Origin of the sequence: Mycolicibacter sinensis (genome assembly GCF_001673565.1) — a bacterium.
GTDB classification, from domain to species: Bacteria; Actinomycetota; Actinomycetes; order Mycobacteriales; family Mycobacteriaceae; genus Mycobacterium; species Mycobacterium sinense_C.
The window spans coordinates 1-21,978 of sequence record NZ_LZMF01000143.1; the positions used below are offsets into that span (position 1 = coordinate 1).

Consider the following 21,978-nt stretch of genomic DNA (forward strand, 5'->3'; position numbering starts at 1 on the left):
CGGGGTGCTGTACCGCTCGGTCGAGCAGACCGCGGCCGGCCTGGGCCGCGACGGCGGCCGCTGGCGACGTCTGTTCGACGGTCCGGTCGCTCGGTTCGATGCGCTCAACGAGGACATCATGGGCCCGCTGCTGCGGTTGCCGCACCACCCGCTGACCCTGGCCCGCTTCGGTGCCCCCACGACACTGCCCGCCTCGGCGCTGGCCCGCTGGTTTCGTACCCCGCAGGCACGGGCGCTGTTTCTCGGCGTGGCCGCGCACGCGTTTCGGCCGCTGCACTATCCGATGACCTCGGCGATCGGGCTGGGCATCCTCACCGCGGGCCACCGGCACGGCTGGGCCGTGGCCGCGGGGGGATCGCAGGCGATCGCCGACGCGATGGCCGCCGCGCTGATCGAACTGGGCGGCACCATCGAAACCGGCGTGCGGGTGGCTTCGGCATCGCAGCTGCCGCCCGCCGACGTGACGCTGTTCGACCTGGCCCCCGACGCCGTCGCGCAGATCCTCGGCGACCGGTTGCCGAGCCGGGTGGCGCGGGCCTACCGGCGGTTCCGCCGGGGGCCGGGGGCCTTCAAAGTCGACTTCGCCCTCGAAGGCGGGGTGCCGTGGACCAACCACGATGCCCGGCTGGCCGGCACCGTGCACCTGGCCGGCACGCACCGCGAGCTGGCCGCCACCGAACGCGACGTCCACGCCGGACGCATGCCCGAGCGGCCGTTCGTCCTGGTCGGTCAGCAGTACCTGGCCGACCCGCAGCGATCTGTCGGCGATGTGCACCCGGTGTGGACCTACGCCCACGTGCCCCACGGCTACACCGGGGACGCCACCGCGGCGATCATCGCCCAGATCGAGCGGTTCGCCCCGGGTTTCCGTGACCGCGTCGTCGGTCAGGCCGTGCGCAGCACCGGCGAGATGGCGGTCTACAACCCCAATTTCGTCGGCGGTGACATCATGACCGGCGCAAAAGATGTTCGCCAGTTGGCCTTTGGCCCGCGCGTCACACTCTCGCCGTACAGCACCGGAATTCCCGGCACCTATATCTGCTCGGCGGCGACCCCACCGGGGCCAGGCGCGCACGGCATGTGCGGCGCCAACGCCGCGCGCCTGGCACTGCGCCATCTGTAGCCGAATCCGGCTGTCGCGGCCCGAATTGCAGCCCGGCGGTGTGAGCAGGTTGTGACATGTCCGCAACAGCGCGGCGCTGCAGCCGAAACAACCACTACGCATTGTTTGACCAACTTGATCTACATATCGCGCAGCTGGGTCGGCGAGGAGGTCTGGACACTTGGATCGTTTTCCGATTTTGGGGGTGCCGGACACCGGCGATACCGCCTGGATGCTGATGAGCGCCGCGCTGGTGCTACTGATGACACCCGGTCTGGCGTTCTTCTACGGCGGGATGGTGCGCGTCAAAAGTGTGCTGAACATGATCATGATGAGCGTCAGTGCCATGGGTGTGGTGACCGTGTTGTGGGTGCTCTACGGGTATTCGCTGGCCTTCGGTGAGGACGTGGGCAATGTGCTTGGCCGCCCTACCGATTACTGGGGCCTGAAGGGACTAATCGGTGTCAATGCGGCGCCCGCCGGTTCGGGCGGCACCAGCTCGGCGGTTGAGATTCCGGTCGTCGGTACCGTGCCGCAGAACGTTTTTGTCGCGTTTCAGTTGATGTTCGCGATCATCACGGTGGCGTTGATCTCCGGGGCGGTTGCCGATCGGTTGAGGTTCGGAAGCTGGCTGCTGTTCGCCGCTCTGTGGGTGAGTGTGGTGTACTTTCCGGTCGCGCACTGGGTGTTCGCGTTCGACGGAGCGGCGGCGGCCCACGGTGGCTGGATCGCCAACAAGCTGCATGCGATCGACTTCGCCGGCGGCACTGCGGTGCATATCAACGCCGGCACCGCCGCGTTGGTACTGGCGGTCATTCTGGGTAGGCGCAGCGGCTGGCCGGCGGCGATGCGTCCGCACAATCTCCCGTTGGTGATGCTCGGCGCGGCCATGCTGTGGTTCGGCTGGTATGGGTTCAATGCGGGGTCGGCGGTCAGCGCGAACGGTGTCGCGGGGTCGACATTCATCACCACCACGGTGGCAGCCGCCGCGGCAATGCTCGGTTGGCTGTTGGCCGAGCGAATCCGAGACGGGCATGCCACCTCGCTGGGTGCGGCGTCGGGGATTGTGGCCGGTTTGGTTGCCATCACCCCGTCGTGCGCCTCGGTAAACGTTGTCGGCGCCCTGGCCATCGGTGCCGTTGCCGGCGTCGCCTGCGCCTTGGCAGTGGGCTTGAAATACCGTTTCGGCCTGGATGATTCGCTTGATGTCGTCGGCGTACACCTGGTCGGCGGGTTCGTCGGTACCGTGCTGGTGGGTCTCTTGGCGGCGCCCGCGACCGCTGCGATCGCCGGTGGTGCCGGCGTATCTCCGGGCTTGCTCTACGGCGGCGGTACGCAGCAGTTGTGGCGCCAGATCATCGGCGCGGGCAGCGTTGCGGCCTATTCGGCGGTGGGCACGGCTGCCGTGGCATGGATCGTCAAATACACCATCGGACTGCGTCTGGGCGCGGAAGCTGAGGCCTCGGGCATCGACGAAGCGCTACATGCTGAAAGCGGCTACGACTTCGCGGTCGGCGGCAGCCCGGGTCCTGTCCATTCCGCCGAGGAGAGAAGTGAATATGAAGCTGATTACCGCGATCGTGAAGCCCTTCACGTTGGACGGCATCAGGACCGGCTTGGAACAGGCGGGGCTGCAGGGCATAACGGTCAGTGAAGTTCGGGGTTATGGGCGGCAGAAAGGCCACACCGAGGTCTATCGGGGGGCGGAGTATTCGGTTGATTTCGTGCCGAAGTTACGGGTTGAGGTCCTGGTTGAGGACGCTGCGGTAGAACAGATTCTGGACATCATCGCGCGCGCGGCACGCACCGGAAAGATCGGCGACGGCAAGGTGTGGGTGAGCCCGGTGGAAACCGTGATGCGGGTCCGCACCGGTGAGCGTGGAGCAGATGCCCTATGAGATCTGACCCGAGTTGACCTCGGTGGGCCGCGATGGCGCAACGCGAAGGGCAGCCCGCAACACGGTCAGTGCGATCTTTCCGCACGACCACTGATTTGGCGCGGGCACGGGCAGCGCTTCGCTCAGAGAGCGCGGACCGGCTGGATTCGGCTGGACTGCGGGATGAGTGGCGACGGCTGCACGAGTGCTGGTTGACCGCGAAGGCGGCGGAGATCGGCATCGTGGCAGACAGCGGATTCGCAATCGTGGCGACCGGTTCACTGGGCCGGTGCGAGTTGCTAGCCCACTCAGACTTGGACCTGTTGCTACTGCACGACGGCAAATCAGCCGAGGCAGTCGAAAAGGTTGCGGCGCTGTTGTGGTATCCGCTGTGGGACGCAGGAGTTCGCCTTGACCACAGCGTGCGTACCGTAGCCGAGGCTATCGAGGTCGCCGGGGCTGATCTGCTTGCGAACCTGGGCATGCTGGATGCGCGCCATATCGCCGGAGATGAGTGGCTCTCGACGCAACTGATCCGCGAGGTACGCCACCGGTGGCGGTACGGAATCGGTTCTCGCTACGGTGAACTCGTCGAAACGACGCACGCGAGGTGGCGGCGTAGCGGCGAAATCGCGCATCGCGTCGAGCCCGACTTGAAATGCGGACGCGGAGGGTCGCGCGATGTGCAGTTGCTCAACGCATTGGCGATCGCTCAACTCGCGGACCGTGCGACTGTCTGCAGTTCGGAGATCGCAGGTGGTTCGGTCGATGCGTCCTACGTCCGGCTGCTTGACGTCCGTACCGAGTTGCATCGAGTCTCCGGGCGCGGGCACGAGCTGCTGATGGCCCAATACGCCGACGAGATCGGTGCTGCGTTGCACATCGGCGACCGGTATGAATTGGCGCGCAGCCTGTCGGATGCGGCTCGCACCATCAGTTATCGCGTTGACGCGGGTCTGCGAATCGCTGCCAATGCACTGCCGAGACGCGGAATCGCAGCGGTGCGGCCACGGCTACGGCGACCGCTGGATGACGGGGTGGTCGCATTCGCCGGAGAGGTGGTACTGGCCCGCGACGCCCGGCCGCAGCGCGATCCCGGTCTGGTGTTGCGGGTGGCGGCCGCGTCTGCCCGCACCGGATTGCCCATCGCGTCAGCCGCATTGAGCCGCCTGGCCCGCGATCCGCCCGAGCTGCCGGAGCCGTGGCCTCGGGAGGCTCTCGATGATCTTTTGGTGGTATTGGCCGCCGGCCCGGCAACCGTGACAACCATCGAAGCGCTGGATCGCAGTGGGCTGTGGGGTCGGCTGTTCCCGGAATGGGCGATTGTCCGCGATCTGCCGCCCCGCGACCCTGTCCACATCTGGACCGTCGACCGACATCTCATCGAGACCGCGGTCCGGGCTCAGGCGTTCACAACCCAGGTGGCGCGGCCCGACCTGCTGGTCCTCGCGGCCTTGCTGCACGACATCGGCAAAGGCCGCAGTGGCGATCACAGCCTGGTCGGGGCTGAGCTGGTGGCCCGGATCGGTACTCGGCTGGGTCTGTGGCCCAGTGATGTCACGATGCTCTCCACTTTGGTGACGCACCACTTGCTGCTGTCGAAGGTCGTCACCCGGCACGACCTCAATGATCCGGACGTCATCGCGGGTGTTGCGGCGGCGCTGGGCGGAGACGTGGTGACGCTCGAGGTGCTGCACGCGTTGACCGAGGTCGACGCGCTGGCAACCGGTCCGGAGACATGGAACGGTTGGAAGGCAACGCTGGTCGCCGACCTGGTTCGGCGCTGCCGCCTCGTCATGGCCGGTGAGCCGCTACCGCAGGCCGACCCGATCGACGCCGAGTACGTCTTGCTGGCGAAAGCGGGTGACGTACACGTGGACCTGCGCCGCGACGCCGGCGGACGCGGCTACCGCGCGGTCATGATCGCCCCCGCGCAGCGCGGTCTGCTGTCGAAGGCTGCGGGGGTGTTGGCGATGAATTCGTTGCGGGTGCACGCCGCGACGGTCAATGTTCGGCATGGGGCGGCGATCACCGAGTTCGTGGTGTCTCCGCACTTCGGCTCACCGCCGGTTGCCCAGCTCGTCGGTGAGCAGTTCCGCCTGGCGCTCGCGGACGGTATCGACGTCCACGCCGGGTTGCAGCGACGCCACGACGAATCGCACCGGATCACCTACGGTGAGGTTCCCGCAGGGGTGCCGGTGAGCGGTCCGGCGGCCCCGCCTCGAATCTTGTGGTTTGACAGCACGCCCGGCCGGCCGATCATCGAAGTCCGTGCTGCGGATCGCCCCGGCCTCCTGGCACGGCTGGCGGCGGCGCTGGAACGGGCCGGCGCCGATGTCGTGTGGGCAAAGGTCACCACGAGGGGGTCGACGGCAGACGACGTGTTCTGTGTCGTCCTGCCTGCGCCGGTAAATCGAACGGTGATCGAGAAGCATCTGCTCACCGCATTGGATTGACTCAGTACGTTTCGGCCATTATTCAGGCCGCGGGCCGCCGTTTTCCTGTTCCCGAGTAGGCGTGGAGTTCATCGGTAATTCGAGTGTGTGCCGATTAATTGGCGCTCGCGTTAATTGGCGCTCGCGAAAAAGATCTGGTTCCAGGGCTTGTTGTATCTCGGGCAGGATCCCGGCGAATTGATCCAATAAGCGATTGGATAGTTGCATTCTCGCGAAATGGGCTGCCGGCGACCGCGGCAGGCCGCTCGGTGAGTGAGCCGCTGGCAGTCAGAGAGCTGCCAGGAATGCCGCGTAGCGTGTGAGCAGGGCGAAACACGGACGAAACATCAGGACGTGGTGATGAGGCTTTGCAGCACGATGACGTGCGCGCGGTTGGGTGCTGTCGGCGTGGCCTTGGCGGTCGGGTTCAGCGGTGCCCCCGCGTTTCTGACCGGGCCGGCGAGCGCGGCGACTGAGTCGCCCAGTCGGGTGCTGTCAGCGCCGAGCGCAGGTCCTGTTGGTCCCGAGGCATGCATCATCGGCCTCAACTGTGGCTGCATCCGCTACCGAACCTGTCCGGGGCATCGGCGTCCGCCGGCCCGTACCCCTGAGCCGCAGATGGACGGGAAAGCCCCCGCAGTGACCAGAGACCAAGGGGCCGCTCCGGCAGCTGTCACACGAACACTTGTTTGGGCATCACTGTCGGCTTGACGCCGTAGCGGGGCAGACCTGAACCGGACCCGGAGCGTCCGGCTGAGCCCGCTGACCCGATCCCGGCCGGCACGGCATGCATCGGCGCAGCCTCTTCGGCGGCAGCGGTCCAGCCCGAGCCTGTCGATGCCGCGACTTGCGTTCCCGCCGCTGCCGACCAAGAAGCCGGGACGGACACCTCGCCGATCGTGGCCGCTTGGCCCAGTCCCGCCACCACCGGCGCCGCGCCGGAAGCCATCGCCCCGGCCGGTTGCGCCATGCCGGCCAGCACCGCTGGGCTCAAACCGGCTGCGAGACCTTCGGCGCCGACAACGTCGGAAGCCAGGCTGGCCGGGCCCGCCAAGGCCAGGGTGTGGCCCAGCGACACCGCCGACGGGATCGCGGTACATACAAACCAAGCCGCAGTGTTCACGCCTCCGTTAATGGCATTCGAGAACAATGGGGTGCCGAGAAAGAGGTCGACGGCGTTGCCGAGGGGCATGGCCGCCGATGTTGACGATGCCAGCGGTGAGGTGACCGTCTGTAGCGCCCCCTGCAGGGTCGTGAGGGCGTGGGCCAGCTCCTGCTGTAGCCCGCCGGCTGCACTGGCGCCGGCGACCGCCGCGGGATTGGTGGGCTGCGGCGCCGGAGACATCGGCGACAACTCAGCTGCGCTGGCCGACGATGTGCTGTAGCCGAACATGGCCAGGGTGTCCTGCGCCCACATCTGCATGTAGTGGGCCTCGGTGGCCAGGATCGCCGGGGTGTTCTGCCCGAGCAGATTCGACGCGACGAGTGCTGCCAGCTGGGCCCGATTGGCAACGATCACAGGCGGGGGCACCGTCGCCGCGTGGGCGGCCTCGAAGGCTGCCGCCGACGCCATCGCCTGCGAACTGGCGTGGTGGGCGGCAGCGGAGGTGGTGTTCAGCCACGCCAGATAAGGCGCTACTGCGGTGGCCATCGCCGCCGCCGCCGGCCCCGTCCACAGTTCGTCGGTCAGCTCCGAGATCACCGACTGGGCGGACGTTGCCGAAGTTTCCAGCTCGGCGGCCAGGCTGCTCCACGCCGAGGCGGCTGACACCAGCGGTCCGGAACGGGCTCCGCTGTACATCCATGCCGACACGATCTCCGGCGGCAATGCTCCGAAATCGAAAGACATGCTGGTATCCCATCTCGTCGGCTGGACTAGACGGCGCGCTGCTTGGGAACGACGGTGGGCTTGGTGCCGTAGCGCGGTACGCCGAATCTTCCGACGCCACGGTCGCCCGATGCTGCTGACGGCAGGGCGGCCGGCACGGCTGCCATGGTTGGCGCGGTTTGCGGGACAGCCACGCTCGCGGCCGCCAGGCGAGCCGGAGTGGCGGCCGCGGCCGCCACACCGTCCCCGGCCCAACCCGGCGCGGTTGCGGCGCCCATTGCGGTGGCCGGCGCGACTCCAGCTGCCATCGGTGTCGCGCCCATGCCGGCCGTCGCGATCGGTCCCGCCATCCCGGCCAGCATGGCCTGGTCCAACCCGGTCAATCCGCCGGCATCGGCGGCGACCTCTTCGGGAAGGTCGAGAAGGCCGCCACCGGCCAGGCCGAGCAGGGCCGAGCCGGCTGAGGCCCAGTTGCCCATCCCGATGTTGCCGATGTTGGCGGCGTTTCCGGACAACAGCGAAGAACTGCCGCTGGTCGGGACACCGAGGACGTCGGTCAAGAACCCTTGGATCGCCGCGTCCAGCGATGTCGTGGATTGGTTGGTCGCCTCGGCGGCGGAGTACATGACGGCGTTCTGCCCGAGGGCCCGCACAAGCTGCTGGTGAACGACCGCCGCCTGGTCGCTGATCGACTGGTAGAGGCTGCCATAGGTCGCAAAGAGGGCGGCTTGTAGTTGCGAAACCGGGTCCGTACCGGCCGGGGCGATGGCGGTGGTGGGGATTCGCGCCGAGGCGCTCTGTGCGACGAGGACTTCGCCGATACCTTGGAGTTGTCCCGCGGCTGACGTCATGGCTTCGGGCGCCGCTTTCACAAATGACATGCGTTCTCCTCCCAAATTGCGGGCCCGACCGTCGAGTGATCCGCGGTGTTTGGTGCCACCCGCACGCTGAGAATTTCACGAATTCGGGTGGTTGGAAGAGGCGTAACATTCTGTTAGCGGCTGCATACAGAAGTATTAACGCAGCCAATGGTCCGTGAGTGCCATGAAACATTGCATTAATCGCCACGATTCGTCGCATTAACTGTGCGATATTTCTAACTTCGCAGTTACATTATCGCCAGGTCCGACTGCCGCCACCGCCTCGACCGCGCCCAGTTGGCCGACACCCTTTAGGCTGGCTGCGTGTTCGAATCATTGTCCGACCGGTTGACCGGTGCTCTTCAGGGCCTGCGCAGCAAGGGTCGTCTCACCGACGCCGACATCGACGCCACCGCCCGGGAGATCCGGCTGGCGCTGCTGGAAGCCGACGTATCGCTGCCGGTGGTGCGGGAGTTCATCGGCCGGATCAAGGACCGGGCCAAGGGCGCTGAGGTCTCCGGTGCCCTCAACCCGGCCCAGCAGGTCGTCAAGATCGTCAACGAGGAGCTCATCGGCATCCTCGGCGGGCAGACCCGCACGCTCACCTTCGCCAAGACCCCGCCGACGGTGATCATGCTGGCCGGTCTGCAGGGTGCGGGCAAGACCACCCTGGCCGGCAAACTGGCGACCTGGTTGCGGGGCCAGGGCCACACCCCGCTGCTGGTGGCCTGCGATCTGCAGCGCCCGGGCGCGGTCAACCAGCTGCAGGTCGTCGGCGAACGCGCCGGGGTCGCCGTGTTCGCGCCGCATCCCGGTACCTCCGCCCAGGCGCACGAGGCGCAGATCGGCCCCGGTGACCCGGTCTCCGTCGCCGCCGCGGGCCTGGCCGAAGCCAAGGCCAAGCACTTCGACGTCGTCGTCGTCGACACCGCCGGTCGCCTCGGCATCGACGAGGAGATGATGGCCCAGGCCGCCGCCATCCGCGATGCCGTCCAGCCCGACGAAGTGCTGTTCGTGCTGGACGCGATGATCGGCCAGGACGCCGTCACGACCGCCGACGCCTTCCGCGAGGGTGTCGGTTTCACCGGTGTGGTGCTGACCAAGCTCGACGGTGACGCCCGCGGTGGTGCGGCGCTGTCGGTGCGTGAAGTCACCGGCGCGCCGATCCTGTTCGCTTCCACCGGGGAGAAGCTGGAGGACTTCGACGTCTTCCACCCCGACCGGATGGCCAGTCGCATCTTGGGCATGGGCGACGTGCTGAGCCTGATCGAGCAGGCCGAGCAGGTCTTCGACGCCCAGAAGGCCGAGGAGGCCGCCGCCAAGATCGGGACCGGCGAGCTCACCCTGGAGGACTTCCTCGAGCAGATGCTGGCGATCCGCAAGATGGGCCCGATCGGCAACCTGCTGGGCATGCTGCCGGGCGCGGGCCAGATGAAGGACGCGCTGGCCGCCGTCGACGACAGCCAACTCGACCGGCTGCAGGCCATCATCCGCGGCATGACTCCCGCCGAGCGGGCCGACCCGAAGATCATCAACGCCTCCCGCCGGCTGCGTATCGCCAACGGGTCGGGGGTTGCGGTGTCCGAGGTCAACCAGCTCGTCGACCGGTTCTTCGAGGCCCGCAAGATGATGTCGTCGATGATGGGCGGCATGGGCCTGCCCGGCATGGGCCGCAAGAGCAGTACCCGTAAGGCAAAGGGCAAGGCGGGCAAGAAGGGCGGCAAGAAGCGGGGGCCCACCCCGCCCAAGGCGCGCAACCCGTTCGGTGCCATGCCGGCCGGTTTCCCCGACCTGTCGCAGATGCCCGAGGGGCTCAACGAGCTGCCGCCGGGGCTGGCCGATTTCGACCTGTCCAAGCTGAACTTCCCGGGCCAGAAGTAATTTGGCGGTGCACGTTCGCGGCCGCGGGCTGCCCGATGACGAACCGGTCGAGTACTGGATCGTCGACGGCGCGGTCAGCCTCGAGCCGGTCGACGACGCCGAGACGGTGTTCTCCGACGGCTGGATCATCCCGGGCCTGGTCGACGCGCACTGCCACATCGGGATCGGGCCCGGCGGCCCGGTCGACGCCGAGGAGGCGTTGCGCCAGGCCGAAACCGAGCGTCGCGCCGGGGTGCTGCTGATCCGCGATGCCGGCTCACCGATCGACACCCGCGCCTTCGACGACCGCGCCGACTTGCCGCGCATCATCCGCGCCGGGCAGCACCTGGCCCGCACCAAGCGCTACATCCCCGGGCTGGGCCTCGACATTGACGACGAGAGCAAGTTGCCGGAAGCCGTTGCGGCCCAAGCCCGTCGGGGCGATGGCTGGGTGAAGCTGGTCGGGGACTGGATCGATCGGGGGATCGGCGACCTGGCGCCGCTGTGGTCCGACGAGGTGCTCGCCGCGGCCATTGAGGCTGCTCACGCCAACGGCGCCCGGGTCACCGCGCACGTCTTCGGCGAGGATGCCCTGCCCGGCCTGATCAACGCCGGCATCGACTGCATCGAGCACGGCACCGGCATCACCGACGACATCATCGCGCTGATGCTGGCCCATGGCACCGCTCTGGTGCCGACGTTGATCAATATCGAGAACTTCCCCGGGATCGCCGATTCGGCGGCCAAGTACCCGACCTACGCCGCGCACATGCGGGCGCTGCACGCGAGCTGTCGGGAGCGGATCGGCGCCGCCCGAGAGGCCGGGGTGCCGATCTATGCCGGCACCGACGCCGGCGGCATGGTCGCCCACGGCCGGATCGCCGACGAGGTGCACGCCCTGACGGGGGTGGGCCTCAGTGCCACCGAGGCGCTTGGTGCGGCCTGCTGGGATGCCCGGCGCTGGCTGGGTGTCCCGGGACTGGAACACGGCGTCCCGGCCGACCTGCTCTGCTTCACCGAGGACCCGCGCCGCGGGCCGGCGGTACTGGGCCGGCCGGATCTGGTGATGCTGCGCGGGCGGGTGTACTGAGTCGCGCCGGCCTACAGGCTGCCGACGCCGCCGGACATCGGGCCCTGCGCGAAACCCCAGTCCAGCAGCGCGGAGGCCTGATCCCAGTAGGTCGGACCACCCTCGTGGATCAGCCCGTACATCATCGCGACCACCAGCCGCCGGCCGTCGCGGGCCGCCGCGCCGACATAGGTCTTGCGGGCCGCATCGGTGAATCCGGTCTTGCCGCCGAACGCGCCCGGATACCGGGCCAGCAGCTCGTTCATGTTGACGATCGGGCGCTCGCCGGTCTCGGTGGGAAACATCGCCGACGGCTGCGCGGTGATCTGCGCGAACACCGGGTTGGCCATCGCCGCCCGGAAGATCGCCGCCAGGTCGTGTGGTGTGCTGGCGCCAGGGCCGCCGGGGCCGTCCAGGCCGGACGGCGTGCTGGCGTGGGTGTTGGTCGCGCCGACCGCGGCCGCCTTGGCGTTCATCTTCGCCACGGTCACCTCGGGCCCGCCGAGCATGTCCGCGAGAGCATTTGCGGCGTCATTGCCCGACACCAGTAGCAGGCCTTCGAGCAACTGACGCGCGGTGTAGCCGCGGCCCGGCTTGAGCCCGACGCAGTTGCACTCCACCGCGGTGTCGGCCGGGGTGGCGACCACGGTGTCATCGAGGTTGAGCTCATCGAGCACCACCAGCGCGAGCAGCACCTTGATCGTGCTGGCCGGCGGGGTGACGGCGTACCCGTTCTGCTCGGCGAGCACCTGCCCGGAGTCCAGGTCGGCGATGAGCCAGTTCGGCGCGGGGCCGGCCGGAACCGGTGCGGAGCCCAGTGGCTGGGCGACATCGGCGGAGGCGGTCACGGCGGTGGTGGCGAGCACGGTCAGCACAGCCGCGATTGCGGCCAGAAGTTTCCGCATGGCGGGTCAGCCTACCGCCCCCTACCACTGCAGTGTTGAATCAAGGAATGCTGAGCCAGGCCGAAATGTCGGACCGGTGGCAGATCCAGCAGCTGCTGGTCGACTACTCCACCGCCATCGATACCCGCACCTTCGACGACCTCGACGCCGTTTTCACCGACGATGCCTACATCGACTACCGCGCGATGGGCGGTATCGAGGGGCACTATCCCCAGGTGAAGGCGTGGCTGGCGGAGGTGCTGCCGAATTTCGCCGGCTACGCCCACATGCTGGGCCTGCCGTCGATCCGGGTCGACGGCGACACGGCCACCGCGCGTACCTTCTGCTTCAACCCGATGGTGTTCGGTGGGGAGAAGCCGGCAACCATGCTGCTGGGCCTGTGGTACGACGACGCGTTCGTCCGCACCGCCGACGGCTGGCGGATGACCCGCCGCGTCGAGACCAAGTGCTTCGAGAAGCTGCCGTAGGGCGATTTCTGCGCAGCGGGCCGGTTCTGGCACAATGGGCGGCTGTCCGTCGTGTGACCGTGCCCTTATCAGGGCGTGCGGCGTCACGGCGCAACACGCGAGGCAAAACCGGATGGGGGCAAATCCGCCCGCATCGCTGAATTGCAGCGTGCTACTCAGGAGTGATTCATGGCTGTCAAAATCAAGCTGACCCGGCTCGGCAAGATCCGCAACCCGCAGTACCGCATCGCGGTCGCCGACGCGCGCACCCGCCGGGACGGCCGGTCCATCGAGGTCATCGGCCGCTACCACCCCAAGGAAGAGCCGAGCCTGATCGAGATCGACTCGGAGCGCGCCCAGTACTGGCTGTCGGTCGGGGCTCAGCCCACCGAGCCGGTGCTCAAGCTGCTGAAGATCACCGGTGACTGGCAGAAGTTCAAGGGCCTGCCCGGTGCCGAGGGCAAGCTGAAGGTCAAGCCGGCCAAGCCGAGCAAGCTGGAGCTGTTCAACGCCGCGCTGGCCGAGGCCGAGGGTGGCCCGACCACCGAGGCGACCACGGCCAAGAAGAAGAAGGCACCTGCCAAGAAGGCCAAGGGCGAAGCCGCCGAGGCCAAGGACGAGGCTCCCGCTGCTGAGGCCGCCGAGCCGGCCACCGAGAGCTGAGTGCGGCCGTGAGTGCCGTGGTGGCAGATGCCGTCGAGCACTTGGTGCGCGGCATCGTCGACAACCCGGATGACGTTCGCGTCGACATGGTGACCAACCGGCGTGGCCGCACCGTGGAGGTGCACGTCCACCCCGATGACCTGGGCAAGGTCATCGGTCGCGGCGGTCGCACCGCCACCGCGTTGCGCACCCTCGTCGCCGGTATCGGTGGACGCGGTATCCGCGTGGACGTGGTCGACACCGACCGATAGCCGGCCGGCTCATGGAGCTGACGGTCGGGCGGGTGGTCAAAGCTCACGGGATCACCGGCGAGGTCGTTGTCGATGTCCGCACCGACGACCCCGAAGAGCGTTTCGCTCCCGGTGCCGTGCTGTGTGCCAAGAAGCGCGGCGAGCAGCCGCGCGATCACGTGGTCGAAACCGCGCGCCCGCATGGTGCCCGGTTGCTGGTGCGCCTGGCCGGGGTGTCGGACCGGGATGCGGCCGACGCCCTGCGCGGCAGCCTGCTGGTGATCGACTCGGCAGACCTGCCGCCGATCGATGAGGACGACACCTACTACGACCATCAGTTGGAAGGTCTGCGGGTGCGCACCGAGGCGGGCGAGGACCTCGGCACGGTGACCGAGGTGCTGCACACCGGGGCGGGCGAGCTGCTGTCGGTCCGGCGTACCGGCGGCGGTGAGCTGCTGGTGCCGTTCGTGTCCGCGATCGTCACCTCGGTGTCGCTGGCCGAGCAGCTGGTGTGCATCGACCCGCCCGACGGGCTGCTGGACCTGTCACCGTGAGGGTCGACGTCGTCACCATCTTCCCGGACTACCTGGACCCGATCCGGCAATCGTTGCCGGGCAAGGCGATCCAGACCGGGCTGGTGGAGCTGGCCGTACACGATCTGCGGCGCTGGACCCGCGACGTACACCGCTCGGTCGACGACACCCCGTACGGCGGCGGGCCGGGGATGGTGATGAAGGCACCGGTGTGGGGCGAAGCGCTCGACGAAATCTGTTCGGAGCACACGGTTCTGGTCATACCCACGCCGGCGGGCACGCTGTTCGACCAAGCCACCGCCGAGCGGTGGAGCCAGGAACGGCATCTGGTGTTCGCCTGCGGCCGTTATGAAGGCATCGACCAGCGGGTCGCCGACGACGCCGCCCGGCGGATGCGGGTCGAAGAAGTCTCGATCGGCGATTATGTGCTGGCCGGCGGCGAGGCCGCGGTGCTGGTGATGCTCGAGGCGGTGCTGCGGCTGATGCCCGGAGTGCTGGGCAATCCGGTCTCCCGCCACGATGATTCGCATTCCCCGGATCGCGACGGACTGCTGGAGGGGCCGAGCTACACCCGGCCGCCGAGCTGGCGTGGCCTGGAGGTGCCGGAGGTGCTGCTGTCGGGCGACCATGCGCGAATCGACGCGTGGCGCCATGAGGCCGCGGTGGCGCGGACCAGAAAGCGCCGCCCGGACCTGTTGGGGGAGTAGCGAATCAGGCCGATGGCGGGGATCCGCTAGATCCGGCCGCCGGGGAAGATCGTCTTGACGGCCTGGGTGATGGTGGCGCGCGCGGTGGCGTCGTCGCTGGGCTGCAGCGACTCGATCACCACCACGTAGCGACGGTCCGCGCCGACCACGCCGGTCGACAGGTGCATCCAGTTGTTGCCGATGCAGCACATCCAGCCCTGCTTGACGGCCACCGGCTCGTTGTACAGGCCCTCGGGAATCCCGAACCGCTGCGGGTAGCCGTCGATGCCGGTCGGGGTGGACTGCGCCAGGTCGTTGACGATCAGGTTGGCCCGGTCCGCGGGCAGGCCACCGGAGCCGTTGAGCAGCATGTCGTAGTAGCGCGCCAGGTCCGGCGCGGTGCTGATGGTGTTCCACCAGGCGCCGTTGGACGGCGGCGCTGTGCCGGCCAGGCCGTAGCGGCTTGCCACCCGGGTGATGATCGCGTTGCCGCCGCCGGAGTTCCAGAACGTCTCGGCGGCCCCGTCGTCCGAGGCGCGCAGCATGACTTCCAGGGCGGCCTGATCATCGGCCGACAGGGCGGCCTCCGACTGGTGCATCAACAGGTCGTCGGCGATGAACAGCTTGGCCACCGAGGCGGTGGCGATCGACCGGGTGTTGCCGTTGGTGACCAGTTGGTGCGAGATCCGGTCGAGCACGGCCACCGAGATGTTGGCGCCGACCTTGGCGGCTTCCTCGGTCGCCTCCTGCATGCGTGCCGCCAGCCCGTCGACCACGGCGGCCGGGGGAATCGCGGGGGCGCGGGGCGCCTCGATCGCGGTCGCCACCGGCGCCACCTCCGGCGCCCGGTACTGCGGGGGCCGCGGGGCGGCGGCGCCGTAGACCTTCTCGTCGCAGCCGAACACCACCGTCGAGATCACCATGACGATGGTCAGCACTAGCATCGATGGCCGCACGGCGGGTGGCCTCCTCAACAGGTATTAGTCGCGTAAGACGCCGACATCTACGGGCTCGCCACACGTGCTGCCATCGGCCCGCCGGTTAGGTTACCGCGAGCGCACCCAGATCGCGCAGTCCGCCTTCCCATCAGGCTTATCACGATGCGGACGCTTCCCGCGGGAGCGACCAGCGGCGATTTGCACGATTTCACTGGTTGCGCCGCGTCTGGCACAATTGAGCAGTTGTTGCCCGGCAGTTGATTCTGCAGCGGGGGCCCGACGGCTCGCCGAACCGCACGATGCGACAATATGCCCGAACCCATCGGCTCGGTTACCGTCTGCACGCGCACCCGCGTGCGGCCCGGTCGGCAGCCGCGACCCGCGAGGAAGTGTTTCCGCAATGAACACGCTGGACATCGTCGACAAGGCGTCGCTGCGCGACGACATCCCGGCCTTCGCCCCCGGCGACACGGTCAACGTGCACGTGAAGGTGATCGAGGGCACCAAGGAGCGCATCCAGGTGTTCAAGGGCGTGGTCATCCGCCGGCAGGGTGGCGGCGTGCGTGAGACCTTCACCGTTCGCAAGGAGAGCTACGGCGTCGGTGTGGAGCGCACCTTCCCGGTGCACTCGCCCAACGTCGACCACATCGACGTCGTGGTCCGCGGTGACGTCCGCCGGGCCAAGCTGTACTACCTGCGCGAACTGCGCGGCAAGAAGGCCAAGATCAAGGAGAAGCGCTGACCCGCGCCTCCGCTCGGGCGATAGCCTCCGGTCGGTCTTCGGCGCTGCCGACGCGGTCACTACCCTGATCTCGTGACCGAAACCACGGGCTCGTCACCCGAGAACTCTCCCGAGGCCGACCAGCCCGAGGTCCCCGAGGCCGCCGAGGCCCCTGAGGCCGACGCCGCCGAGGCGCCCGAGGAACGCAAGCACTCCACGCTGCGCGAGTCGGTCGTGCTGGTGGCGATCGCGCTGGTGCTGTACTACCTGGTGCTCACGTTCGTCGCACGCCCCTACCTCATCCCGTCGGAGTCGATGGAACCGACGCTGCACGGCTGTCACGGCTGCGTCGGCGACCGGATCATGGTCGACAAGGTGACCTACCGGTTCAGCGCCCCGCGCCCCGGCGACGTTGTCGTCTTCCGCGGCCCGCCGTCGTGGAACGTGGGCTACAAGTCGATCCGGTCCGACACCACCGCGGTGCGCTGGGTGCAGAACGCCCTGTCCTTCATCGGATTCGTCCCGCCCGACGAGAACGATCTCGTCAAGCGGGTCATCGCGGTCGGCGGCCAGACCGTGCAGTGCCGCAACGACACCGGCCTCACCGTCGACGGCAAGACACTCGACGAGCCCTACTTGAACCCGGCCACCCTGATGGTCGACCCGATGGTCTACCCGTGCCTGGGCCCCGAGTTCGGTCCGGTGACCGTACCGGACGGCCGGCTGTGGGTGATGGGCGACAACCGCACGCACTCGTCGGACTCCCGCGCGCACTGCGACACCGTGGCCATCCAACCCGATCTGCAGCGCCGGACCCTGTGCACCGGCGAGAACGTCGACGCCGGCACCGTGCCGGTGAGCAATGTGATCGGCAAGACCCGGTTCATCGCCTGGCCGCCGTCGCGGTGGGGGCCGGTGAGAGCGATAAACCCGCAGCAGGGGCCGTAGGCGATGGCCCCGGCCTGGCCGCCGCGCACGGTGATCCGCCGCTCACCGGGGCTGCGCACCCTGGAGTCGGCGCTATATCGCAGTGGGCTGGGGCCCGTGGCCGGGGTCGACGAGGTGGGCCGCGGCGCCTGCGCCGGACCGCTGGTGGTGGCCGCCTGTGTGCTCGGGCCGAGCCGGCCCGCCGCGCTGGCGGCGCTCGACGACTCCAAGAAGCTCACCGAGAAGACCCGTGAACAGCTGTTCCCGGTGATCCGCCGGCACGCGCTGGCCTACCACGTGGTGTTCATCGCACCGGCCGACGTCGACGTGCGCGGCGTGCACGCGGCCAACATCGAAGGCATGCGGCGCGCGGTGGCCGGGCTGGCCCTGCGCCCGGGTTACGTGCTCTCCGACGGGTTCCGGGTACCGGGACTGCCGATGCCGTCGCTGCCGGTGGTCGGCGGCGACGGCGCGGCGGCCTGCATCGCCGCGGCGAGCGTGCTGGCCAAAGTCACCCGCGACCGGTACATGGCGGCGCTGGACGACCCCGGCTACGGCTTCGCCGAGCACAAGGGGTACTCCACCGCCGCGCACACCGCGGCGCTGACGGCGCTGGGGCCCAGCAGTCACCACCGCTACTCATTCATCAACGTGCGCAACGTGGCGGCGCTGGCCGCGGCGGCGACAGGGACAATGGAGACGAACCGAGCAGAAGGACAGCTGAGCCGATGAGTGCCGAAGATCTCGAAAAGTACGAAACCGAGATGGAACTCTCGCTGTACCGCGAATACAAGGACATCGTGGGGCAGTTCAGTTACGTCGTGGAGACCGAGCGGCGGTTCTATCTGGCCAACAGCGTGGAGATGGTGCCGCGCAACGCCGACGGCGAGGTGTATTTCGAGCTGCGCTTGGCCGACGCGTGGGTGTGGGACATGTACCGACCGGCGCGGTTCGTCAAGCAGGTACGGGTGGTCACCTTCAAAGACGTCAACATCGAAGAGGTCGAAAAGCCCGAGCTGCGGCTGCCCGAATAACACCCCAGCGTCACCGGCGGGTTCGGTCTAGGCTGACTGACATGACCGCTGTCGACCGTGCCGTCTCCCGTCGGGAGATCACCGATGCCCTGCTCAAAGCCATGGAACGTCGCCACGAGGTACTCGACGTGATCGTGGACGCCGAAGACCGCGCGTCGGCGGTGCAGGCGATCGCGAACCTGCTCGGCACCTCACCGGCGGGCTGCGAAGCGGTGATCGGGATGTCGTTGGATCAGCTGACCAAGGATTCCCGGAGCCGGATCGCCGCCGAACTCGACGACCTCAATAACGAGCTGACCTTCACCCTCGGCGACCGCCCGGCCAGCTCCGGGGAGACGCTGGTGCTCCGCCCGTTCGCCGGCGAGGCCGATCGTGACATCTTCGAGCTGCGCACCACCGACGTCGGCGCCAGCGGCGACGGGTCCGGCGCCCCGGCCGGCGTTCTCGACGACGAGATCCGCTCCGCGCTGTCCCGGGTCGATGACGAGGACGCCGCGCTGTTCGTCGCCATCGACGGTGCGCAGAAGATCGGCATGGTCTTCGGCGACCTCAGCCGCGGCGAGGTGAACGTGCGGATCTGGATCCAGCCCGAACATCGCAAGAAGGGCTACGGCACCGCCGCGCTGCGCCGTGCGCGCACCGAGATGGCCGCGTACTTCCCCGGTGTGCCGCTGGTGGTTCGGGCACCGGGCGCCCACGCCGGCTAGTTGCCGCTGCCTGAGCGGCTGTGGATGAAGACGCCGCTGGGGATAACCGACCGGGCTGCAGCCGTTTTCGGTGCGGCGCGGCTCGACGCTGTCGGTGCGATGACCGAACCTGACCGGCATGACAACCATGACGCGCGCCGAGCTCGGGGCGCTTGGGGAACAGCTGGCCGTTGACCACCTGCTCGGGCAGGGGTGGGCGGTCCTGGCCCGCAACTGGCGGTGCCGGTACGGCGAACTGGACGTGATAGCTGCCGATCCGGCAGCGCGCGCCGTGGTGTTCGTCGAGGTGAAAACCCGCACCGGTGACGGGTTCGGCGGGCTGGCGTACGCGGTCCCGCCGGAGAAGGTTCGCCGGGTGCGCCGGCTGGCCGGATTGTGGCTCGCCGGCCAGCAATCGCACTGGGACGAAGTCCGGGTGGATGTGATCGGGGTTCGGATCGGGCGGTGCCGCACGCCGGAGATCACCCACCTGCGGGGAGTGCTCTGATGACGCTGGGGCGGGCCTTCTCGGTCGCGGTGCGCGGCCTGGACGGGCTCATCGTGGAGATCGAGGCCGACATCACCTCGGGGCTGCCCGGCGTGCACCTGGTGGGCCTGCCCGATGCCGCCTTACAGGAGTCGCGGGATCGGGTGCGGGCGGCGATCACCAACAGCGAACAGAATTGGCCGAAATCCCGTCTGACCCTGGCGCTCTCGCCGGCGACGCTGCCGAAGATGGGGTCGGTCTATGACCTGGCGCTGGCCGCCGCGGTGCTTTCGGCGGACCGTGGCACACCCTGGTCCCGGCTGGAGAAAACGGTGCTGCTGGGGGAGCTGGCGCTGGACGGGCGGGTGCGGCCGGTGCACGGGGTGCTGCCGGCGGTGCTGGCCGCTAAGAACGAGGGCTGGGCACGTGCGGTGGTCCCGGTGGACAACCTCGCCGAAGCCAGTTTGGTGGACGGCATCGAGGTCCTCGGGGTGGCGACGCTGCGCCGGCTGCACGACTGGCTGGAGGGCTCGGCACGGCTGCAGGAACGGATCACCACTGTGGCTCCGGTAACTGAGCCGGCCGCGGACCTGGCCGAGGTGGTCGGCCAGGCCCAAGCCCGGTTCGCTGTCGAGGTGGCTGCGGCCGGATCACACCATCTGATCCTGACCGGTCCGCCCGGTGTCGGCAAAACCATGTTGGCGCAACGCCTTCCGGGTTTGTTGCCGCCGCTGACCGAAAGTGAGTCGCTGGAGGTCACCGCGATCCACTCGGTCGCCGGACTGTTATCCGGTTGCGCGCCGTTGATCACCCGGCCACCGTTCATCGCACCGCACCACAGCTCCAGCGTGGCGGCGTTGGTCGGCGGCGGCTCCGGAATGGCCCGACCGGGCGCGGTGAGCCGCGCGCACCGCGGAGTGCTGTTCCTCGACGAGTGCGCCGAGATCCGGGTCAGCGCCCTGGAAGCGTTGCGCACACCGTTGGAGGACGGCGAGATCCGGCTGGCCCGCCGCGATGGAGTGGCCTGCTATCCGGCCCGCTTCCAGCTGGTCATGGCGGCCAACCCCTGCCCGTGCGCACCGGCCGACCCGCGCGACTGCACCTGCAAGTCGATGGAGAAGCGGCGCTACCTCGGCCGGCTGTCCGGGCCGCTGCTGGACCGGGTGGACCTACGGGTGGAGATGCATCCGGTGCGCGCCGGCGCGTTCTCCGCCGCCGACGGCGAGTCGACCGCCGCGGTGCGTGCCCGGGTGGCAGATGCGCGTACCGCGGCGGCGACCCGCTGGGGGCCGCACGGCTTTCACACCAACGCCGAGGTCAGCGGCGCGTTGCTGCGCCGCAAGTTTCGGCTCTCCGGCGCGGCGATGGCCCCGCTGCGCACCGCGCTGGACCGCGGCCTGCTCTCGATCCGCGGTGCCAACCGCACCCTGCGGGTGGCCTGGACGTTGAGCGACCTGGCGGGCCGGAACTCGCCCGGCCTCGACGAGGTCGCCGCGGCCCTGAGCTTCCGCCAGCCGGGGGCGGCCCGGTGAGCGCCGAGGCGGCCGCCCGGCGAGCCTGGGCGTATCTGTCCCGGGTGGCCGAACCGCCGCGCCCGGATCTGGCCGCGCTGGTCGAGCGGGCCGGCCCGGTCGAGGCGGCGGAACGCATCCGGTGCGGCGCCGTCGAACCGGAACTGGCCAAGCACACCGAGGCCAGGCGCGAGATCGACTCTGCCGCCGAGGATCTGGAGTTACTGGCCCGCCGCGGCGGCCGGCTGGTCACTCCCGATGACGACGAATGGCCGCTGCTGGCGTTCGCCGCGTTCGACGGCACCGCGGCCACCCGAAAGCCGGACTGCCGTGCACCGCTGGCGCTCTGGGCGGTGGGCCCGGCCCGCCTGGATGAGATCGCCGAACGCGCGACCGCGATCGTCGGGACCCGGGCCGCGACCGCCTACGGCGAGCTGGTGGCCGCGGACCTGGCCGCCGGGCTGGTCGAACGCGACGTGGCGGTGGTCTCCGGCGGCGCCTACGGCATCGACGGTGCGGCGCACCGCGCCACGCTCGCCGCCGACGGCACCACGGTGGCGGTATTGGCCGGCGGCATCGACATCAGTTATCCGGCAGGCCATTCCGCGCTGCTGCACCGTATCGGCGGCAACGGACTGCTGGTCACCGAATATCCACCCGGGGTCCGTCCGGTCCGGCACCGGTTTCTGACCCGCAACCGGCTGGTCGCGGCGCTGGCCGGCACCACCGTCGTGGTCGAGGCCGGACTGCGCAGCGGGGCGGCCAACACCGCAGCGTGGGCGCGGCTGCTGGGCCGCCCGGTGGCCGCGGTCCCCGGGCCGGTCACCAGCGCGGCGTCGGCCGGCTGTCACGTGTTGCTGCGCGCCGGCGCCGAACTGGTCACCCGGCCCGACGAGGTGATCGAATTGGCCGGGCGGGTAGGGGAGCTGGCCGCCGTCCCGCCACATCCGGTAACCCCGCTGGATCCACTCAGCGCCGCCGAACGTCAGGTCTACGAAGCTCTGCCGGGCCGCGGCACGGCGACCGTCGATCAGGTAGCGATCGCATCCGGGCTGGCCCCGGCCCAGGTGTTCGGGCCGTTGGCGATGCTGGAGGTGGCGGGTCTGGTCGAGCGCCGTAACGGCAGTTGGGCGATAGTCCGGCGCAGACGGTAGCTCGTATAGTCGGCGGGAACAGCCGA

The 21,978-nt window shown here is 68.9% G+C and carries 23 protein-coding genes; 19 read left to right on the plus strand and 4 right to left on the minus strand.

Annotated features, from left to right (window positions below):
* The 4 genes from A5648_RS21085 to A5648_RS21100 form a co-directional block, all read left to right on the plus strand.
* The coding region (locus A5648_RS21085; RefSeq protein WP_065026432.1) for a phytoene desaturase family protein at positions 1-1,123 on the plus strand (1,123 nt) is incomplete at its 5' end.
* Positions 1,124-1,283: 160 nt separating this feature from the next.
* A complete protein-coding gene (locus tag A5648_RS21090; protein WP_082966623.1) occupies positions 1,284-2,756 on the plus strand; it encodes an ammonium transporter in 1,473 nt (490 codons plus the stop codon).
* Positions 2,662-3,000, plus strand: a complete 339-nt coding sequence (locus A5648_RS21095; RefSeq protein WP_065026433.1) for a P-II family nitrogen regulator — start codon at positions 2,662-2,664, stop codon at positions 2,998-3,000. The genes A5648_RS21090 and A5648_RS21095 overlap by 95 nt, the downstream gene beginning before the upstream one ends.
* Before the next feature lie 32 nt (positions 3,001-3,032).
* On the plus strand, positions 3,033-5,435 hold the full coding sequence (locus A5648_RS21100; RefSeq protein ID WP_065026434.1) for a [protein-PII] uridylyltransferase: 2,403 nt from the start codon (positions 3,033-3,035) through the stop codon (positions 5,433-5,435).
* Between the two features lie 652 nt (positions 5,436-6,087).
* Here the strand turns inward: A5648_RS21100 and A5648_RS21105 are convergent.
* Positions 6,088-7,263 (minus strand): PPE family protein, encoded by a 1,176-nt coding sequence (locus A5648_RS21105; RefSeq protein ID WP_065026435.1) that lies wholly within the window; start codon positions 7,261-7,263, stop codon positions 6,088-6,090.
* A gap of 26 nt (positions 7,264-7,289) precedes the next feature.
* Positions 7,290-8,123: a PE family protein gene (locus A5648_RS21110; protein WP_065026436.1), complete on the minus strand. Its 834-nt coding sequence runs from the start codon at positions 8,121-8,123 to the stop codon at positions 7,290-7,292.
* 303 nt (positions 8,124-8,426) lie between these two features.
* Between A5648_RS21110 and ffh the strand changes: the two genes are divergently transcribed.
* Together ffh and A5648_RS21120 are read left to right on the plus strand one after the other, a co-directional pair.
* A complete protein-coding gene (ffh, locus tag A5648_RS21115; RefSeq protein ID WP_065026437.1) occupies positions 8,427-9,983 on the plus strand; it encodes a signal recognition particle protein in 1,557 nt (518 codons plus the stop codon).
* Between the two features lies 1 nt (position 9,984).
* Positions 9,985-11,052 (plus strand): amidohydrolase family protein, encoded by a 1,068-nt coding sequence (locus A5648_RS21120; protein ID WP_065026438.1) that lies wholly within the window; start codon positions 9,985-9,987, stop codon positions 11,050-11,052.
* A gap of 11 nt (positions 11,053-11,063) precedes the next feature.
* Here the strand turns inward: A5648_RS21120 and A5648_RS21125 are convergent, their stop codons facing one another.
* A complete protein-coding gene (locus A5648_RS21125; RefSeq protein ID WP_065026439.1) occupies positions 11,064-11,936 on the minus strand; it encodes a D-alanyl-D-alanine carboxypeptidase family protein in 873 nt (290 codons plus the stop codon).
* Between the two features lie 47 nt (positions 11,937-11,983).
* Here A5648_RS21125 and A5648_RS21130 point away from each other — a divergent pair, with 47 nt between their 5' ends.
* The 5 genes from A5648_RS21130 (at position 11,984) to trmD (ending at position 14,515) form a co-directional block, all read left to right on the plus strand.
* On the plus strand, positions 11,984-12,403 hold the full coding sequence (locus A5648_RS21130; RefSeq protein ID WP_065026440.1) for a nuclear transport factor 2 family protein: 420 nt from the start codon (positions 11,984-11,986) through the stop codon (positions 12,401-12,403).
* Positions 12,404-12,571: 168 nt separating this feature from the next.
* Positions 12,572-13,045, plus strand: coding sequence for a 30S ribosomal protein S16 (rpsP, locus tag A5648_RS21135; RefSeq protein WP_065026441.1), 474 nt, complete (start codon positions 12,572-12,574; stop codon positions 13,043-13,045).
* 8 nt (positions 13,046-13,053) lie between these two features.
* Positions 13,054-13,296 carry an RNA-binding protein gene (locus tag A5648_RS21140; protein WP_019736217.1) on the plus strand — a complete coding sequence of 81 codons (243 nt, stop codon included), beginning with the start codon at positions 13,054-13,056 and terminating at the stop codon, positions 13,294-13,296.
* 11 nt (positions 13,297-13,307) lie between these two features.
* The gene (rimM, locus tag A5648_RS21145) at positions 13,308-13,829 is read left to right on the plus strand and encodes a ribosome maturation factor RimM (protein WP_065026442.1); all 522 of its coding nucleotides are present in this window, start codon (positions 13,308-13,310) and stop codon (positions 13,827-13,829) included.
* Positions 13,826-14,515: a tRNA (guanosine(37)-N1)-methyltransferase TrmD gene (gene trmD / locus A5648_RS21150; protein ID WP_065026443.1), complete on the plus strand. Its 690-nt coding sequence runs from the start codon at positions 13,826-13,828 to the stop codon at positions 14,513-14,515. The genes rimM and trmD overlap by 4 nt, the downstream gene beginning before the upstream one ends.
* A 26-nt stretch (positions 14,516-14,541) precedes the next feature.
* Here the strand turns inward: trmD and A5648_RS21155 are convergent, their stop codons facing one another.
* Positions 14,542-15,438, minus strand: coding sequence for a hypothetical protein (locus tag A5648_RS21155; protein ID WP_065026444.1), 897 nt, complete (start codon positions 15,436-15,438; stop codon positions 14,542-14,544).
* Positions 15,439-15,832: 394 nt separating this feature from the next.
* Between A5648_RS21155 and rplS the strand changes: the two genes are divergently transcribed.
* The 8 genes from rplS to dprA all read left to right on the plus strand — a co-directional run bounded on the left by rplS (position 15,833) and on the right by dprA (position 21,952).
* A complete protein-coding gene (gene rplS / locus A5648_RS21160; protein ID WP_019736221.1) occupies positions 15,833-16,174 on the plus strand; it encodes a 50S ribosomal protein L19 in 342 nt (113 codons plus the stop codon).
* 72 nt (positions 16,175-16,246) lie between these two features.
* Positions 16,247-17,101, plus strand: coding sequence for a signal peptidase I (lepB, locus tag A5648_RS21165; protein ID WP_065026445.1), 855 nt, complete (start codon positions 16,247-16,249; stop codon positions 17,099-17,101).
* A gap of 3 nt (positions 17,102-17,104) precedes the next feature.
* On the plus strand, positions 17,105-17,812 hold the full coding sequence (locus tag A5648_RS21170) for a ribonuclease HII (RefSeq protein WP_065026446.1): 708 nt from the start codon (positions 17,105-17,107) through the stop codon (positions 17,810-17,812).
* Positions 17,809-18,114 carry a DUF2469 domain-containing protein gene (locus tag A5648_RS21175; RefSeq protein ID WP_012393608.1) on the plus strand — a complete coding sequence of 102 codons (306 nt, stop codon included), beginning with the start codon at positions 17,809-17,811 and terminating at the stop codon, positions 18,112-18,114. Before A5648_RS21170 ends, A5648_RS21175 begins: the two co-directional genes overlap by 4 nt.
* Before the next feature lie 41 nt (positions 18,115-18,155).
* Positions 18,156-18,821: a GNAT family N-acetyltransferase gene (locus A5648_RS21180; protein ID WP_065026447.1), complete on the plus strand. Its 666-nt coding sequence runs from the start codon at positions 18,156-18,158 to the stop codon at positions 18,819-18,821.
* A 118-nt stretch (positions 18,822-18,939) separates the two neighbouring features.
* Positions 18,940-19,308 carry a YraN family protein gene (locus tag A5648_RS21185; RefSeq protein WP_065026448.1) on the plus strand — a complete coding sequence of 123 codons (369 nt, stop codon included), beginning with the start codon at positions 18,940-18,942 and terminating at the stop codon, positions 19,306-19,308.
* On the plus strand, positions 19,308-20,819 hold the full coding sequence (locus A5648_RS21190; protein ID WP_065026449.1) for a YifB family Mg chelatase-like AAA ATPase: 1,512 nt from the start codon (positions 19,308-19,310) through the stop codon (positions 20,817-20,819). The genes A5648_RS21185 and A5648_RS21190 overlap by 1 nt, the downstream gene beginning before the upstream one ends.
* A complete protein-coding gene (dprA, locus tag A5648_RS21195) occupies positions 20,816-21,952 on the plus strand; it encodes a DNA-processing protein DprA (protein ID WP_065026450.1) in 1,137 nt (378 codons plus the stop codon). The genes A5648_RS21190 and dprA overlap by 4 nt, the downstream gene beginning before the upstream one ends.
* Positions 21,953-21,978: the final 26 nt, after the last annotated feature.